Origin of the sequence: Brevibacterium moorei (assembly GCF_024580735.1) — a bacterium.
In the GTDB taxonomy this organism is placed as follows: Bacteria; Actinomycetota; Actinomycetes; order Actinomycetales; family Brevibacteriaceae; genus Brevibacterium; species Brevibacterium moorei.
In genome coordinates this window covers 48,957-64,745 of sequence record NZ_JANIJX010000010.1, presented here as the reverse complement: position 1 = coordinate 64,745, position 15,789 = coordinate 48,957, and the positions used below count along the sequence as shown (strand labels likewise).

Genomic DNA, 15,789 nt, shown 5'->3' with positions numbered 1-15,789 from the left:
AAGCTAGTGTGGAGCCACTTTCGGGTCCAGGCACGGTACGGTTCGGTTCAGCCCTGCCCCTGAGCCGCGGGGACCGCCAGTTCGTAGCCGCCCTCGCTGAGCACCGTGGTCCAGTCCCCGCCCAGGCGCTCCTCGGCCCATTCCTCGGTGGTCTGGCCCGTCTCCGAGGGCCGCAGCAGCACCGCGTCCGGCTTCACCTGGTCCAGTCTGCCGTACCAGTAGGTGTGCGTCTTGGGCGCCAGATACGCCAGCAGGCGGATATCGGTGGCCACGGTGCCGTACTGCTCGGCGGCCTGCACGGCAGGGCCCGCGTCGATCGCGTAGCGCTCGGATTCCCACAGCAGGTTGATGTTCGTGCTGCCCGCCAGGGCGATGACGCCCGCGGCCGCTGCGGCCGGCGCCCAGGTGCCCAGGGTCCGTTCCCGCACCGTCTGCGCGGCCTCGGTCCGGGCGGCCTCGGTCCGGGCGGCATAAGCCTGCGCGACAGGTTCCGGGGCCGAGGCCGCGGCGTCTTCGCGCTCGACTGCGGCCGCCGCTTCCGTGCCGACGCCGCCCGGTTCGGCCGGCCCGGCGGCACCCGACTTGGCCGCACCGGCCCGTTTCCAGCCCGTCCAGCCCGGCCCGGCGATCCCATCGATCAGCGCGAGCGCCGCAATCGGCACCAGGCCCGCCGTGTAGTGAAAGCTCAGACCCCAATAACCTTCGACGTTTCCCACGAAACGCCAGGCCAGAGTCGGCAGCACCATGAGGATGAGTGGGCTGCGCAACCCCACCGCCCCCGCCGCCAGGACCAATGCACCCAGGGTCGCGAGTTTGGTCTGTGCGCCTGCACCCAGGGCATCGAGGGCCGAGACATTGTCCGTGTAGTCGTACTGACCGGAGTTGTTGAATGCCGGCAAGATCAGCAGGACCGTCACCGCGAACCACAGCACGCCCCAGACGAACAGTCCCAGTTGGTACTTGGTGGCCCGCTGGCGTAACCATACGGCGATCCCGAAGGCTGCGACGGTCAGCCCCATGTCCTCCTTGACGAAGACCAACAGGGCGATTGCGATGGCGCCCGCCAGATGGTGGCCACGTAGCCACCACACCAGGCCGAAGGCCAACAGCGGCACGGCGAAGGCGATCTCATGGAACTGCGAGGTCACCGAGTTCAGCAGCCCATAGGACCCCACGTAGGCCAGGGACAGGGCCCAGGCCCCGGCCGCCGGCAGCTTCTGCGCGGCATAGGACGCCACGGGCCAGGCCGAGGCCGCGAACAGCACCGCCTGCAACAGCATCAGAGTCAGGCCCGAGGGCCAGATCTTGAACACGGGCATCAGCAGCCACAGGATCGGGTGGAAGTGGTCGCCCCACAGGTTGTAGCCGGGGCCCTTGATGTCGACGATCGGCGCCTGCAGGTGCGCATAGTCGTTCAGCAGCTGGGTGAAGATCCCCAAGTCCCAGGACGGCGAATAATAGATCCGCCACATGATGATGGACAGCGCCCCGTAGAGCACCAGGGACACCGCTGCCGAGGCTCCGGGCAGGATCCGCTTCGTCATGCCGCCGGCCGCGGCCTCAGTCCCTGCCCGCGCCTTACCTTCAGGCATTCTCACGTTCTCGCCGCCGGCCGCGGCTCCAGTTCCAGCCCGCGCCTTACCTTCAGGCATTCTCACGTTCTCGCCGCCGGCCGCGGCTCCAGTTCCAGCCCGCGCCTTACCTTCAGGCATTCTCTTCTTCCATAGCCTGGGCGCGGTTGTAGGCGGCTTGGGCGGCGGCCTTGACCGTGGCCTCGAGGTCGTGGGCGCGGAAGGTCTCGATCGCCGCATGGGTGGTGCCGCCCTTGCTGGTGACGGCCTGGCGCAGTGCTGCGGGATCCTGTTTCAAAGCCAGGAGCGATCCCGCGCCCTGGGCCGTCGCGACGACCATTTCCCGAGCCGCGTCCTCGCTCAGACCCAGATCCACGCCCGCCTTGACCATCTCCTCGGCCAGCAGGAAGAAGTAGGCGACCCCGGAGCCGGAGATGCCGATCATCGCGCCGATCTGCTCCTCGCTCATGGCGAAGACCCGTCCGGCGCCGGACAGCAGTCCCGACAGTTCCTCCACCCGTCCGGCGGGCACCCGCGAGGCCGGGGCCAGAGCAATGACACCCTGCCCGATCTCGGACGGGGTGTTGGGCATGATGCGCACGATCGGGTTATCGGGGACCAGCTGTGCCAGGGTCTCGATTGAAACCCCCGCTGCCATGGACACGATGACCTGTTCGGGTTCCAGGCTGGGCGCCAGGTCGGTCAGGGTGTCGGCGATCATCCAGGGCTTGACGCCCAGGAAGACGAAGTCCGCCCCGGCCGCCGCGTCCCGGTTGGCCGCAGGGTCGGCGTCCAAGGCCATGGTCGACACGCCGGTACGCTGGGCCAGGGCCTCGGCGCTGGCCTGCGACTTGGTCGTGGCGCGGGCGTTCTCCAGTGGCACCCCGGCTGCATCGACTGCACCCCCGGTGGAGGCATTCGGGGAGGCCGGGTCCGCAGAGGACAGCATGCCCGATAGCAGCGCCCCTCCCATCGAGCCGGTTCCGATCATCGCGATGCGCAGGGACATGGAGGGTTCCTCACTGTGTTGATTGCAGTCCGCATTCCACTCTAGCTGGCCACGGCCGAACGCTCCTCAACCACTGACCGGGCCCCTGCGATCGGCCGGTCTCAGTGGCCTGCCCCGGTCGTCCGCCTCAGTCCCCCGCGGAACGGCGCCCGGTTTTGGTGTGTGTGCCGGCAGCCCGCGCGTCCTGGCCCAGGTGGGTGCGGGCGAAGGCCAGGGAATCGGCTAGCATCTTCTCGCGGGCGGAGCGCTTCGCGGTGAAACGCGTATTGACCTCGACGACCACGGTGCCATTCCAGTCGGTCTTGGCCAGGTGCTGCATCGTCTCTGCCACCGGCATCTTCCCGGTGCCGGGCACCAGGTGCTCGTCCTTGAGGGAACCGGCGCCGTCGGTCAGGTGGACGATCGCCAGACGGTCCTGAATCTCCTTGACAGTCTCCAGGGCGTTCATCCCCGCGGTCGAGGCGTGGGAGAAGTCGAAGGTGAAGGCGTCATAGTCCTCGTCCAGCGGGTTCCAGTCAGGGGCGTAGACCATGACTTCGCGCAGGCCGGCGCGCCACGGGTACATATTCTCCACGGCCAGGGTCACACCGGTTTCCTGGCTCATCGCGCGGACGCCGGGCACGAAGTTCTTCGCGTATTCGCCCTGCCAGCGAAACGGCGGGTGCAGCACGACCGTGCTCGCTCCGGCCCTGGCCGCGATCTGACAGGTCTTGCGAAGCTTCTCCCAGTGGTCCTTGTGCATCACCCGCGGCATCAGCAGCAGGGTGGGGGCGTGCAGGCTGAGCACTGGCAGTCCGGTCCGATCGACCTCGCGCAGCATGAAGTCAGGGTCCTGGGTCTGAGCGTTGTTCGTCACCATGATCTCCACGCCGTCGTAGCCCAGCCGCACGGCGGTGTCGAAGGTCTCCGAGACCTCCATCGGGTAGACGGATGAGGAGGACAGGCCGACCGGGATGTCGAAGGCCGAGGAGTGTTTGACCCCGTGCTCGTAGACGGGGTTCGATTCGAAGTAGGCACGGTGCTTGCGCCCGTTCCTCTTCGCAGCGTTCTTCTTGGTGTAGGCCTTGTGGCCACGCACCTTGGCTACTTCCGCGTGCTTCTTGGACTTCCCTTTTCCGCTCACACTCGTGAGTGTAGACCGCGGACCCTAGGAATTGCGGGGACGGCCGCTGGCCGGTCCTTGCACGACCATTCTCCCCGCGCGACTTGTCCTTGTACTACCGATTCCTTAGAAACCCGCGGGCGTTCGGAGTCCCACATGGCTGATGTGCACACCGGCGGTACCAGTGGATTCCTCGGCGGAATCCAACAGGTCCAACTTGCGCATGATGATGCCCTCGCGCAGGGCCCAGGGCGAGATCCGCATGGACTTGATGTCGAAGATCGTGAAGGCGGCCTCGGCGACGATCGCGCCGGCCAGGATCTGCCCTGCGCGCGATTCCGAGACTCCGGGCAGCAGAGTGCGTTCCGATGGAGTCCGCGCTGCCAGGGTGTCGACGATCGTGCTCAGATCCTTGCGCGCCAGTTTGCGGGGGACGTAGATGCCCTCGCCGCTGGGGGCGGCGCCTGCCAGGCGGGCCAGGGTCCGGAAGGTCTTGGAGGAACCGACGACCTTGTCGAAGGGGCCGACCCGGTTGATATCGCCGGCGATCCGGCCGATCAGGTGGCGGGCATGGCGACGCAGGGCGTGAACCTGGTCGACACTGGGCAGATCGTCGGGCAGGAAGTCGGAGTGCATCCGGCCCGCGCCCAATGGCACCGATACCGCCGCATCGGGATATTCGTCGCGTCCGGCGGCGATCTCCAGGGAACCCCCGCCGATGTCGAGCAGCAGGATGTTGCCGGCCGACCAGCCGAGCCACCGGCGCACGGCCAAGAACGTCACCCTGGCCTCGTCCTGGCCGGTGAGCACATTGAGTTTCAGGCCCGTCTCATTGTGGATCCGATCGATCGTCGCATCGCCGTTGGGCGCCTCGCGAATCGCCGAGGTGGCGAAGGCCAGGATCTGTTCGGCGCCCTGGTCCTCGGCGATCTCCATCGCATCGTGGCAGAACTGGACCAGCCGTTCGACTCCGTAGGACGAGATGGAGCCATCCTCCTGCAGGTATTCGGCCAGCTTCAGGATCTCCTTGTGGCTGCTGGCGGGCAGGGGTGGGGCGCCGACGTGGGCATCGACGACCAGGAGGTGAATGCTGTTGGACCCGATGTCCAGGACGGCTAGACGCATGGGAAAAGTCTAAGCGTGCGGCGAGGCCAGTCCAAAGACTGTGCCAATACCGCGACGCCAAAGGGCCCGGTCCCCGCGGTAAGCGGGGGGCCGGGCCCTTATGGGAGATGCGTCGCTACAGGAGCGTCAGTTCTTCGGCTTGCGGTTGTCCGCGCCGATGAACCAGGCCTGCTGCTCAAGCTTCTCGATGTAGTTGTGCAGGATGTCCGAGGTCGTCGGATCCTCGGCGTCGACCTGATCGTGGACCTCGCGCATCGTGTTGGTCGTCGCGTAGATGGAGTCGACGATCGCGTCGATCGCGTCGTGGGTCGAGATCTCGCCCTCCGGGAACTCCGGCAGGCTGGATTCCTTGGCGACGGTGGCGGTGCGGCCGTCGGGGGTCGCGTACAGCTCACGCATGCGCTCTGCGAAGTTATCCGAGGCCTCACGGGCGATCTCGACCATTTCGTCGAGGTTCAGGTGCAGGTCGCGGAAGTTCTCACCGAGGATGTTCCAGTGGGCCTGCTTGCCCACGGTGCTCAGGTCGATGAGGTCGACCAGAACGCGCTGGATGTTGGCGGACAGTTCTGCTGAAGCGGTGAACGGCTTGACGCTGGCCATTGTGATCTCCTTTTTCGGTTTCCCTTGATCGTTACATTGAGCATAGCAAAGAATTGAGCGATTCAATTCCCGATTCACTGATCTTCTCCGGTGATCTCCCACTCGCAAGGCAAGGCTGAACGAGGAGAGTCCGACCTTGCCAAGGCCCGCCAAACCTAGGGACGGGGCACCTATAAGGAGGTTCGGTAGTCCTTGCCTGTCGATGGTTCGGACATTGCCGAAAGACACTATACGCAGAGCGTCTACCCTCTATTCAATATGCGTATGAAACCTTTGTTCAACAATGCAACAATACCCTTATATTCAACTCGGTAACGCCGGATAATCGCTTTTCATTCATTCGTCCGGCCGTCTCAGCGATGCACCGGCACATTCTTGACAGAGGCAAAGCCCGGCAGTGTGAGCGTGACCGTGTGCACGGATTCGGGCAGCGGCGGCAGTTCTGCGTAGAGCAGTTGCCCCGAGTCGTTCGTCCGCTCGGGGAGTTCGCTGCACACGCAGGCGGTGTCTTCCCCACCGATCGAATTCACCGGCACATATGTGTACGGGTGGTAGACCCGTCCGCCGCCGGCATCGGCCAGGCCCAGGGCCCGGGTGTCCATCAGAGGCGGTCTGGCCAGCTGGAAGGACCCGGTGTCCACCGTGCCGTGGGCCAGGTTCTTCAAGCGCCAGGTCACGCGGGTCTCCTGCGCATCCGTCTGTACACTCACCGCCTCGGCTCCCACCTTGACCGGGCCGCTTGCAGCATCCAGGGTGCCCGCGCCCAGACCTGCCGAATCGGTTTCCTCCTGCGAACCCATGATCTGCTGTGCGGCCTGCTCTGCGGGCAGGGTCCCCGCGGCGCCCGGTGCCCCTGGCGAAGTCGCACCGGACCCGGCACCGCCGGGTGCGCCGTGGGACCCGGCGCCATCACCGCCCGGCGTCGCGCCACCACTGCAAGCGCCGAGCACCGCCGCGGCCCCCAGCGCGATCAGCACCGGGACCACCCGCCCGAGCCGGGACCTCGGCCTACCGGATTCGAACATCACGATCCTCCTTCCGAGGAGAACTCGACGGCAACCCGCCGGTTCTGCTGCCGGCCCTGCTCCGTGTCATTGGAGGCCACGGGGTGTTTCTCCCCCGACCCCGCGGTCTTGAACGTCAGACCGGCCTTGTGTACCTGGGCCCGCAGCGCTTTGACGACGGAGTCCGCCCTATCCTTGGACAGTTTCAGGTTGTGCGAGTCACTGCCCCGATCGTCCGTGTAGCCGGTGACCTGCACCGTTCCAGTGCCTTTGTCCGCCAGCCGCTTGGCCACATCGGCCACCGTCGCCTTTGCATCGGGGCGCAGCGTGGCCTTGTCGGTGTCGAAGAGCACGTCGGAGTTCAGGTCCAACCGGGTCGAGCCGCTGCGTTCGTGTTCGGTCTGCGCCCCGTTGCGACTGTTGCGCACCAGATCCCGGGTGTACTTGCGCGAATCGGCCTTGGCCAGCTGTTGTTGGTCCGGCAGGCGGGGCCAGCCATGACCCAGGGGCACGATGCCTGCGTCGACCGCAGGGGTCGGCGGTGCGGTATCGACGGGCACCCCCGTGATCAGGTTGCCGAAGCCGAACTCGACGGTCACCGTCTTCACGTCCGGCGGCAGGCTGGGCAACACGGCGTAGCCGACCAGGGGCACGGCGGTGCCGTCGTAGCTCGACAGATCGCTCTGGTCGGAACAGGCGCAGGTGTTCTTGCCCATGGCCAGCGGCTGATAACGCTTGAGCCCGGCGCCGTCGATGATCGCGACGGATCTGAAGGCGGTGATGTTGTAGTCCTCGCCCAGACCCGGTCGGCGATCGACCGCGCCCGCTGTCACGCCGGGACCGCCGACCGAGAAGTACACCGCCGTGCCGCCTGGGATCCGGGACACGGAATGGATCGCCCCATGGATGATGGCCCCGTCGGCGTTGCCGTCGGCATGATAGGTGAAGGTGCCGGCCAGCGGCACGGACGCAGTGCCCGGCGCCGTGGCCGAGGCTCCGGCTTGGTCTTCAGGCCCTACCATGTCTTCGGAGGCTGCTTGATCTTCGGAATCGGCCGGCGCCGCGTTCGCCGGTGGGCCGAGGCCGGATATGGTCAGTGCCGACAGCGCCAGCAGACCGACGGCCGACAGGGTCGAGGCCTTTGCGAATTGTCCGGTCCATTTGTGTTCGTCTGTACTTTGGTTCCGTCGTGCGACCACAGAGGTCGCCTCCCCTCGACTCGACATTGAGTGACGGACGCCATACACGGTACTCCGATATCGCAGGAATGGAATGCCTGCGGCCCTGCGACTCCGTATGTGGGCGCAGTGGCTCGCCGTGGTTCAGAAGGGTGGGACGTCGGTGTCGTCAGGGTCGGTGCCTGCATCCGTTGCGTAGGACCCATGAGTGCCCCACGGCATGCCGCCAGAACCCGCAGGGTCTTTGCTCGCAGTACTGGACAGTCCTAAGGAGTTCGGCGGGTCTGGTGGATCGGGTGGGTCCGATTCTGCGTTCCAGTCCGGTGGGGAGAAATCCTCCGGCACCCACACCGGCGGCAAACCCGCAGCGCTCCCCGCAGCACTCACATCCACCAGAGCAGCCGCGAACCGGGAATGGAATAGGGGCCGCTGCTCGATATCGACGTGTCTGGGTGGAATCCACGCCGGCAAACCACCAATCAACTCGGCCCTCCACCCATGCTGGTCATGCCACGTGTGATGGAACCGGCACGCCAAGGTCAGATTCGATACCGTCGTGGGTCCACCAGTGGACCAGGGGATCATATGGTGGGCATCACACCACCCCACCGGCATATCACACCCCGGGAACGTACACCCCCGATCACGAGCAGCAATCAACTCAACCTGCCGCCGCGTAGCAAACCGACTAGCACTGTGCACGGTGACTTCCCGGGTACCCGGCTGGTGGGCCTGGAAATACACAAGCGCACCCGGAGACAAGGACTCCAGATCCTGCAACCCGATGGGACCGGCAGTGGATTCAACCTCCGCCTTCCCCTGCGCATACTCTTCAGCAGTCGCCGTGACCACCAGGGCCATCCCCGCACCCTGCGGACCCGAACCCGCAGCCCGATCAATCAACGTGGCGAACATGTCATGCCGACGTGCCCCATCGGGCCGCTCCCGATACCCAAACGGATGATTCGCTTTCGTCGTGGGCCGGCCATCAACCGTCACCGCGCTAGCCGGCAGGTCCTGAGGTGGCAGGTCACCGGGCGGCACATCAGCTGTCACGGATTCCGCACCGTCGGGCACACCGGTGCCGACTCGCTGAGCCTCCCCGGAGTTCACTTCAGTCGTGTCCTGTCCAGGCTCCTGCCGGTTGGTCAACAAGCCATGCAACTTCCCACCCGTCACCGGATCCAACAACCCCGTCAGATTCCACGCACCATTCCTCCGCGGAGTCACCGTCACATGAAACTCATCAACCAACGGCGGAACCTCCGCGAAACGTCCATCAGGATCCAGGTAGTCCCGAATCCGAGAACCCAACACACGAACCTGGTCCACATCAACACTCGGCACCGTCTGAACCAACAGTCTCTCCGCTGTGGCGTGATGAACATGCCGGACCTGGCGGGGGATCTTCTCGATCTCCCGGATCACCGCCTGCGCCTGATCCACCGACACACCCCCACCAGCCAACGCGTGGGCAACATGGGGGTAGGCCGGTTCCAGACGGGCACCCGTGAAAGACCGGCCGGCACCGATCGCGTGCGCGAACCGCACCCGCCGCCTCGCGGCCGCCCCATCAATCCTCAATAGGCGAGTCAACAGAGCCGGAAGAGTCTTCGCACCATAATCAACAGTGGGCACCTCGTATTCGGCACGCGCCAGAACAACAGCCTCGGTCGAGGTGGTCACGCGGGACAGGTGTTCGATTCCCTTGAGCACCAGGAGCAGGTCGGAAGCGTCAAGGCTGGGATCCGTACCCACACCGGCACCCAGACCAGTGAGGGCCTCGGCCGCAACAGCGAGTTCCGGAGCGATCTCCTGTAGACGCTCCCAATCGTCGGGGGTCAGCAAGGGGTCTGCCGGGCGGGCGAAGGCCTCGGGGTTCTTGTCATCATCGGGGGAACCAGCGCGCGGGAGGGTGGAATCAATGGTCATGTTCTCTTCCCTCCTCATCCGCGCCGGTTTGGAACCTGGACTGGCTGTTTCAAAGCACGCCTGTGCTTGTGGTGTCGGGGAAGACAAGCCATAAAACCTGACGGGACTGCACTGTCCGATTCGGGTTTCCTGACCTACTTCAAGTGTAGCGTGTGTCACTCATGAAGGGAAGGGTTTATTCGAAACTGGTTTCCGATGTTTGCCGAGTAATGGTTGTCTGTTTCGGTGGCAGCAGATGCGCTGGGTGGCAGGGTATGCGCGCGCATCTAGTGCCACCGAACGCAAGTGGTACCACCGAAAGGCGGGCACTCGGCCTGAGGACACATCCGATTCGCGAATACCGCCGACAAGTGATGCCGCCGGCGGCGACTAGGAGGATTTCGCGCCGAACTCGTGGCCGTCTTCGATCAGGGAGCGGAGCCAATCGCTGGTCGCGGACTCCTCCGACTTCACGACCACATGGTGGTTCCACCTGTTCTTGGAGACCTGGGTGACGTCGTGGAAGTGCGGGTCGTCCTTCTTCCGGTCCAGTGTCACATTGAGGTACAGAGTCCCGTCCGCTGTTTGCTGGTAGGCCCACAGCCATAGGAATTTCCGCTTCACAGAGAAACTCAGTTGTGCCTTGAGTTCGCTCTCCACGCCGCCCAATGACTTGGTGTACTCCTCAATGGCCGCAGCGAACCCCTGGGTCCGCGGCATCTCGCCGAACTCGCCGATCATCTTGTTCGAGCCCTCAGCCATCGGCCCCCTCCATAGAAGTGGCGCTGCCACCGGTGCCTCGGATCCCAGACCAGCCGGCAATGTCGCCTCTGCCGTTCTCACTGCTTCCCGCACACACTACCGTGCCGTCGGACCGCAGGCCCAGGGTATGAGTTGACCCGGCCGCGACGGCGACAATGTCCTCCCAGCCTCCGACATCACATTGCCCCCGAGCGTTGTCGCCGACGGCCACCACCCTTCCCGAGGCGCACAACCCCTCAGTGTGGTAGCTCCCGGCAGCGACGGACACGATTTCCCGCCACAGCTGAACCCCCTCTGTCGCCGAGGCGTCTCCGACTGCATCGACCCGACCAGCACGGTCGAGCCCGACGGAGTGCATATACCCAGCAGCGACTGCGATGAGATCCTTCCAGCCCGCCACCGCACACTGTCCTCTGCGGTTGTTGCCGACGGCTACAGCTCCACCATCCGAACGCAGGCCGATCGAATGCCAGTCGCCGCACGACACCGCGACGATGTCCCGCCAGCCGTTCACCTCGCAGGCCCCTTCGGCGGTTCGCCCGGTCGCGAGGACGGTGCCGTCGGCGAGGACGCCCAGGGTGTGGCGCCAACCCGCAGCCACCTGCTGCACGCCTCGCCAATGCGCGACATCGCACTGACCGTCGCCGTTCCAACCGGTTGCCAACACCGTGCCGTCGGCGCGCAGACCGATGGTGTGTGCCTTTCCCGTGTTCACAGCGGTGTGAACATTGCCCACGGCGACGGAGACGATGTCGGTCCACTGATCGACCGCGCATTCCCCGGCCCGGTTGTCACCGACGGCGACCACCGTACCCTCACCGCGCACGGCAACCGAATGCCGTCGCCCGGCGGCAAGTGTGGCCAATGTGGCCGTGGCACCGCGGCTCCTCGCACTCACACCATCAGGATAGGCCCACCCTCACCCCTGCCAGTGGCTGCGGCGGAATGAGAAGTCGGGGCGTTCTTTGGCGAAGAAGGCCGCCTGGCCCTGTTCGATCTCCGTCCGGTAGGCGGCGTCGAGCCAGGCCGGCGGCGCGTCCACCTCGTCGAGCTCCCCCGCCAGGATGGCCTTGGCACCGGTCTGGCTCAGGCTGGACAGTCCGGCGATCCGCTCCGCCAGCTTCCCGGCCGCCTGCAGCGGATCGGCCGCGGTCTCGTGGAAGAAGCCCAGCCGGTCCATCGTGTCGAAGTCGACGATCTTGGCGCTGAGCAGCAGATAGCGCGCCCAGGACTCCCCCAGCACCCGGGCCAGGGACCGAGTGGGCCCTGGCGGGTAGACCAGGCCAAGCTTCGCCGCAGTCACCCCGAAGATCGACCCTGGCGCTGCGATGCGGATATCGCAGGCAGCCGCCAGTTCCGTGCCCCCGCCCACGCAATTTCCCTCGATGGCGGCCAGAGTGGGGGTGCGCGCTGCGGCCAGTGCGGCCTCGGCGGCGGAGTTGAGCTCCCAGAAGTCCGCCAGCGGGACGTTCAGGTCGGCGATATCGGACCCCGCGGAGAAGTGCCCGCCGGCCCCCGTGATGATGAGCGCCGCGATCGAATCGTCGGCGTCCACCCCGGCCACGATCTCCGGCAGGGCGCGCCACATGGGGCGCGAGAGCGCATTGCGCTTATCGGTGCGGTCGATCGTCAGGGTCGCGACCCCGGCAACAATGTCGAAACCGAAGCCGGGCAGGTCGGTGGGACGGTACGGGCTGCTCATATGGAGATCTCCTGTCTGGTCGGATGCGTGATCGGGCCGAGGCCGGGCACAGGTCCGGGCGGGCCTGCGCCCGCCGCGCCGGTGAACCGGGGTGAATGGCACCGGCCCCGCCGGCACCCGCAACAGCGGGCGCCGGCGGGGCCGGTCGGTGCGGGTGGACTCAGCCGCGGTCGGCCGGGACATCCCGCTGGGGCACGCCGTTGTAGGCGGCCAGCGGACGGATCAGGGCGTTGGACGCCTGCTGTTCCATGATGTGCGCGGTCCAGCCGGTGATGCGGCTCATGACGAAGATCGGGGTGAACTGATCCGTGTCGAAGCCCATCAGGTGGTACGCGGGGCCCGAGGGGTAGTCCAGGTTCGGGTAGATCCCCTTACGGCCCACGAAGTCCTCTTCGAAGGTGTTGTAGAGGTCCAGCAGCTCCTTGGCTCCCTTGACTGCGACCATTTCCTCGAAAGCCTTGCGCATGGTGGGAACGCGCGAATCGCCGTTCTTGTACACGCGGTGGCCGAAGCCCATGATCTTTTCCTTGTTGGCCAGCGCCTTGTCGATCCAGGCCGAGGCCTTGTCGGCGGTGCCGACCTCTTCGAGCATCGCCATAACGGCCTCGTTCGCACCACCGTGCAGCGGGCCCTTCAGGGCGCCGACGGCACCGGCGACCGCGGAGTACATGTCCGAGGTCGTCGAGGTGATGACGCGGGCGGTGAACGTCGAAGCGTTGAAGGAGTGCTCCGCGTACAGGATCATCGAGATGTCGAAGCACTTGACGACCTCGTCGGCCGGAACCTCGTCGAAGACCATCTTGAAGAAGTTCGCGGCGTAGCCCAGGTCCTCGGTGGGTGCCACCGGGTCCAGACCGTGACGGCGGCGGTGGTCGATCGCGACGATCGTGGGCAGCTGTGCGTAGAGGCGTTCGGCCTTGGCGCGGTTGGCGTCCTCACCGTCGTATTCCGCTTCCGGATCCCAGGCGCCCAGCCAGGACACCGCCGTCTGCACGACGTGCATCGGGTGGCAGTCCTTGGGCAGCTGCAGGATCAGATCGACCAGCTCGGGTGCGATGGCGCGCTGTGCACGTTCACGGGCCGTGAAGTCCGCCAGCTGGGCCGCGGTCGGCAGCTCGCCGTTCCAGATCAGGTAGGCGACCTCTTCGAACGTGCAGTTCGCCGCCAGGTCCTGTACCGCGTAGCCGCGGTAGGTCAGGGAGTTGGTTTCCTGGACGACCTTGGAGACGGCCGTGTAATCGACGGTGACGCCGGCCAGGCCCTTCTTGATGTCCTCGCTCACTTGTGTCCCTCCTGAGAGAAGTTGAAGACGTGGGAGTCGAATTCGTTATATGCCGCGTAATCGATGGTGTCGTACAGATCCGCGCGAGTCTGCATACCGTCGACCACGTTGATCTGAGTGCCCTCGGACCGGATGGTCTGCAGGCCGCGCTTGATCGCGCCCATCGCGATGCGCAGCGTGGTCACCGGGTAGATGGCCAGCTTGACGCCGGCATTCGCCAGCTGTTCGGTGGTGTACAGATCGCTCTTGCCGAACTCGGTCATATTGGCCAGGATCGGCACGTCCAGGGCGTTCGCCATCTTCTCGAACTCGCCCAGATCGCGCATGGCCTCGGGGAAGATCAGGTCCGCACCGGCGGCCGCATAGGCCTTGGCGCGGTCGATCGCTGCGTCCAGGCCCTCACCGGCGCGGGCGTCGGTCCGGGCGGAGATGACGAAGTTGTCGTCACGGCGGCCGCGCACGGCAGCGGAGATCCGCTTGACCATTTCAGCGGTCGACACGACCTCCTTGCCGTCGAGGTGGCCGCAGCGCTTCGGGTTGACCTGGTCCTCCAGGTGCATCCCGGAGATCCCGGCGTCCTCGAACTCCTGCACGGTACGGGCGACGTTCATCGCCTCGCCCCAGCCGGTGTCGGCGTCGATGAAGGTCGGCAGGTTCGTCACCCGCGCGATGTTGCGCCCGTGATCTGCTACCTCGGTCAGGGTGGTCAGTCCGATATCGGGCAGGCCCTGCGAGGCGGAGAATGCGCCACCGGAGATGTAGACGCCCTCGAAGCCGGTCTGTTCGATCAGTTGTGCGTTGATCGGGTTGATGGCACCGGGGAACTGGACGATCTTATCGCCGGCCAGCAGGGCGCGGAAGTCCGCGCGGCGTTCGGCGGCGGTCCTGGTTGCTCCCAACATCAGAAGATCCCCTTCGAGCCGGAGTGCTTCAGACCTTCCACTGCGAAGGACAGGCCGCGGATGCCGTCCGCATCGAGTTCGCGCAGGTTCTGGGCCAGGTCCAGGAAGCGGTTCTGCTCGGACTCGCTGACGATGCCCTCGGCCAGGGTACGGAACTTCTGGATGTAGTTCTCGCGGCCGAAGGGCCGGGCGCCCAGCGGGTGAGCGTCGGCCACTGCCAGTTCGTCGACCAGCTTCGAGCCGTCCTCGAACTCGATCTCCACGCGACCGCCGAAGGCCATCTCGTTGGGATCGGTCGAGTGGTAACGACGCGTCCACTCGGGGTCTTCCTCGGTGGAGATCTTGTGCCACAGTTCCACGGTGTCCGGACGGGCGGCGCGTTCGGGAGCGTAGGAGCGCTCGTGGTGCCAGCCCTGATCCTGCATGGCCACGGCGAAGATGTACATGATCGAGTGGTCCAGCGTTTCGCGGCTGGCCTTGGGATCCATCTTCTGCGGGTCGTTGGCGCCCGTGCCGATGACGTTGTGCGTGTGGTGCGAGGTGTGGATCGTGATGTGCTTGATCTTGGACAGGTCCTCGATCTCACCGCCGAGCTTGCGGGCCAGGTCGATCAGGGCCTGTGCCTGGTATTCCGCGGAGTGCTCCTTGGTGTAGGAGTCCAGGATCGCACGCTTGGCCTCACCGGCACCGGGCAGGCCCACGGTGTAGTGGGCGTCGGGGCCGTCCAGGATCCAGGCGATGACGCCGTCTTCGCCTTCGTAGATCGGGTTGGGCGAGGTCTCCCCGCGCATCGCGCGGTCCACGGCCTCGACTGCCATCTTGCCCGCGAACGCCGGCGCGTGCGCCTTCCAGGAGGAGATCAGGCCCTTGCGGGACTGACGGGTCGCGGTGGTCACGTGCAGGGCCTGGCCGATCGCCTCGTAGGTGACGTTCGGATCCAGGTGCAGCATGGCGCCCAGGCCGGCGGCGACCGACGGGCCCAGGTGGGCGACGTGGTCGATCTTGTGTTCGTGCAGGCAGATGCCCTTGGCCAGGTCGATCTGGATCTCGTAGCCGGTGGCGATGCCGTTGATCAGGTCAGCGCCGGAGACGCTGCCCAGGTGCTGGGCGACGGCGATCATCGGGGGGATGTTGTCGCCGGGGTGCGAGTACTCCTTGGCCAGGAAGGTGTCGTGGAAGTCGAGTTCGCGCACGGCCACGCCATTTGCGAAGGCGGCCCATTCGGGGGAGATGTGGTCGCTCAGCGGCTGGCCGAAGACGGTCGCACCCGGTTCGAGCTTGTGGGGCAGGGCCTGTTCGCGGGCGTGGGTGGGCGCCTTGCGATTGACGGAGGCGGCGGCGACGGAGGCGTTGTCGATGACACGGTTGACCACCATGTCCGCGACTTCCGATTCGATCGCGACCGGGTCGGCTGCGACCTGGGCGATCTTGTAGGCCAGCTGGTCCTTGCGCTCCAGGTTCTCAGCGCTCTTGTATACCCGGACTTCGTGGTTGATCATGGAGGATGCTCCTATTGTCGACTTTGACCTGATGCCGCGTCCACACCCCAGCCTAACGGTGTGCGCGCCTGGCCGGTAGCCCTGCGGCGCCTGTATGGGGATGCGGGCGACGTGTATCTGCCACCACAAATATATCTTGACA

At 65.8% G+C, this 15,789-nt stretch carries 14 protein-coding genes; all 14 read right to left on the bottom strand.

Annotated features, from left to right (window positions below):
• Positions 1-47 precede the first annotated feature (47 nt).
• Positions 48-1,592, bottom strand: a complete 1,545-nt coding sequence (locus NQ034_RS08385) for a DUF2079 domain-containing protein (RefSeq protein WP_257048236.1) — start codon at positions 1,590-1,592, stop codon at positions 48-50.
• Between the two features lie 112 nt (positions 1,593-1,704).
• Positions 1,705-2,580 carry a pyrroline-5-carboxylate reductase gene (gene proC / locus NQ034_RS08380; RefSeq protein ID WP_257048235.1) on the bottom strand — a complete coding sequence of 292 codons (876 nt, stop codon included), beginning with the start codon at positions 2,578-2,580 and terminating at the stop codon, positions 1,705-1,707.
• A gap of 127 nt (positions 2,581-2,707) precedes the next feature.
• A complete protein-coding gene (locus NQ034_RS08375; RefSeq protein WP_257048234.1) occupies positions 2,708-3,703 on the bottom strand; it encodes a sugar phosphate isomerase/epimerase family protein in 996 nt (331 codons plus the stop codon).
• 105 nt (positions 3,704-3,808) lie between these two features.
• Positions 3,809-4,807 (bottom strand): Ppx/GppA phosphatase family protein, encoded by a 999-nt coding sequence (locus tag NQ034_RS08370; protein WP_257048233.1) that lies wholly within the window; start codon positions 4,805-4,807, stop codon positions 3,809-3,811.
• Positions 4,808-4,933: 126 nt separating this feature from the next.
• Positions 4,934-5,407, bottom strand: coding sequence for a Dps family protein (locus NQ034_RS08365; RefSeq protein WP_257048232.1), 474 nt, complete (start codon positions 5,405-5,407; stop codon positions 4,934-4,936).
• A 353-nt stretch (positions 5,408-5,760) separates the two neighbouring features.
• Positions 5,761-6,435, bottom strand: coding sequence for a hypothetical protein (locus NQ034_RS08360; protein WP_257048231.1), 675 nt, complete (start codon positions 6,433-6,435; stop codon positions 5,761-5,763).
• Positions 6,432-7,610 (bottom strand): OmpA family protein, encoded by a 1,179-nt coding sequence (locus NQ034_RS16430; RefSeq protein WP_257048229.1) that lies wholly within the window; start codon positions 7,608-7,610, stop codon positions 6,432-6,434. The genes NQ034_RS08360 and NQ034_RS16430 overlap by 4 nt, the downstream gene beginning before the upstream one ends.
• 123 nt (positions 7,611-7,733) lie before the next feature.
• Positions 7,734-9,521 (bottom strand): HNH endonuclease signature motif containing protein, encoded by a 1,788-nt coding sequence (locus NQ034_RS08350; RefSeq protein ID WP_257048228.1) that lies wholly within the window; start codon positions 9,519-9,521, stop codon positions 7,734-7,736.
• A gap of 369 nt (positions 9,522-9,890) precedes the next feature.
• Complete coding sequence (locus NQ034_RS08345; protein ID WP_257048227.1) at positions 9,891-10,262, bottom strand: DUF5655 domain-containing protein; 372 nt, start codon at positions 10,260-10,262, stop codon at positions 9,891-9,893.
• Complete coding sequence (locus NQ034_RS08340) at positions 10,255-11,160, bottom strand: RCC1 domain-containing protein (RefSeq protein WP_257048226.1); 906 nt, start codon at positions 11,158-11,160, stop codon at positions 10,255-10,257. Before NQ034_RS08340 ends, NQ034_RS08345 begins: the two co-directional genes overlap by 8 nt.
• Positions 11,161-11,181: 21 nt before the next feature.
• Positions 11,182-11,964: an enoyl-CoA hydratase/isomerase family protein gene (locus NQ034_RS08335; protein WP_257048225.1), complete on the bottom strand. Its 783-nt coding sequence runs from the start codon at positions 11,962-11,964 to the stop codon at positions 11,182-11,184.
• A 160-nt stretch (positions 11,965-12,124) separates the two neighbouring features.
• On the bottom strand, positions 12,125-13,246 hold the full coding sequence (locus NQ034_RS08330; protein WP_257048224.1) for a bifunctional 2-methylcitrate synthase/citrate synthase: 1,122 nt from the start codon (positions 13,244-13,246) through the stop codon (positions 12,125-12,127).
• Complete coding sequence (prpB, locus tag NQ034_RS08325; protein ID WP_257048223.1) at positions 13,243-14,148, bottom strand: methylisocitrate lyase; 906 nt, start codon at positions 14,146-14,148, stop codon at positions 13,243-13,245. The genes NQ034_RS08330 and prpB overlap by 4 nt, the downstream gene beginning before the upstream one ends.
• Positions 14,148-15,647: an MmgE/PrpD family protein gene (locus NQ034_RS08320; RefSeq protein WP_257048222.1), complete on the bottom strand. Its 1,500-nt coding sequence runs from the start codon at positions 15,645-15,647 to the stop codon at positions 14,148-14,150. The genes prpB and NQ034_RS08320 overlap by 1 nt, the downstream gene beginning before the upstream one ends.
• Between the last annotated feature and the right edge of the window lie 142 nt (positions 15,648-15,789).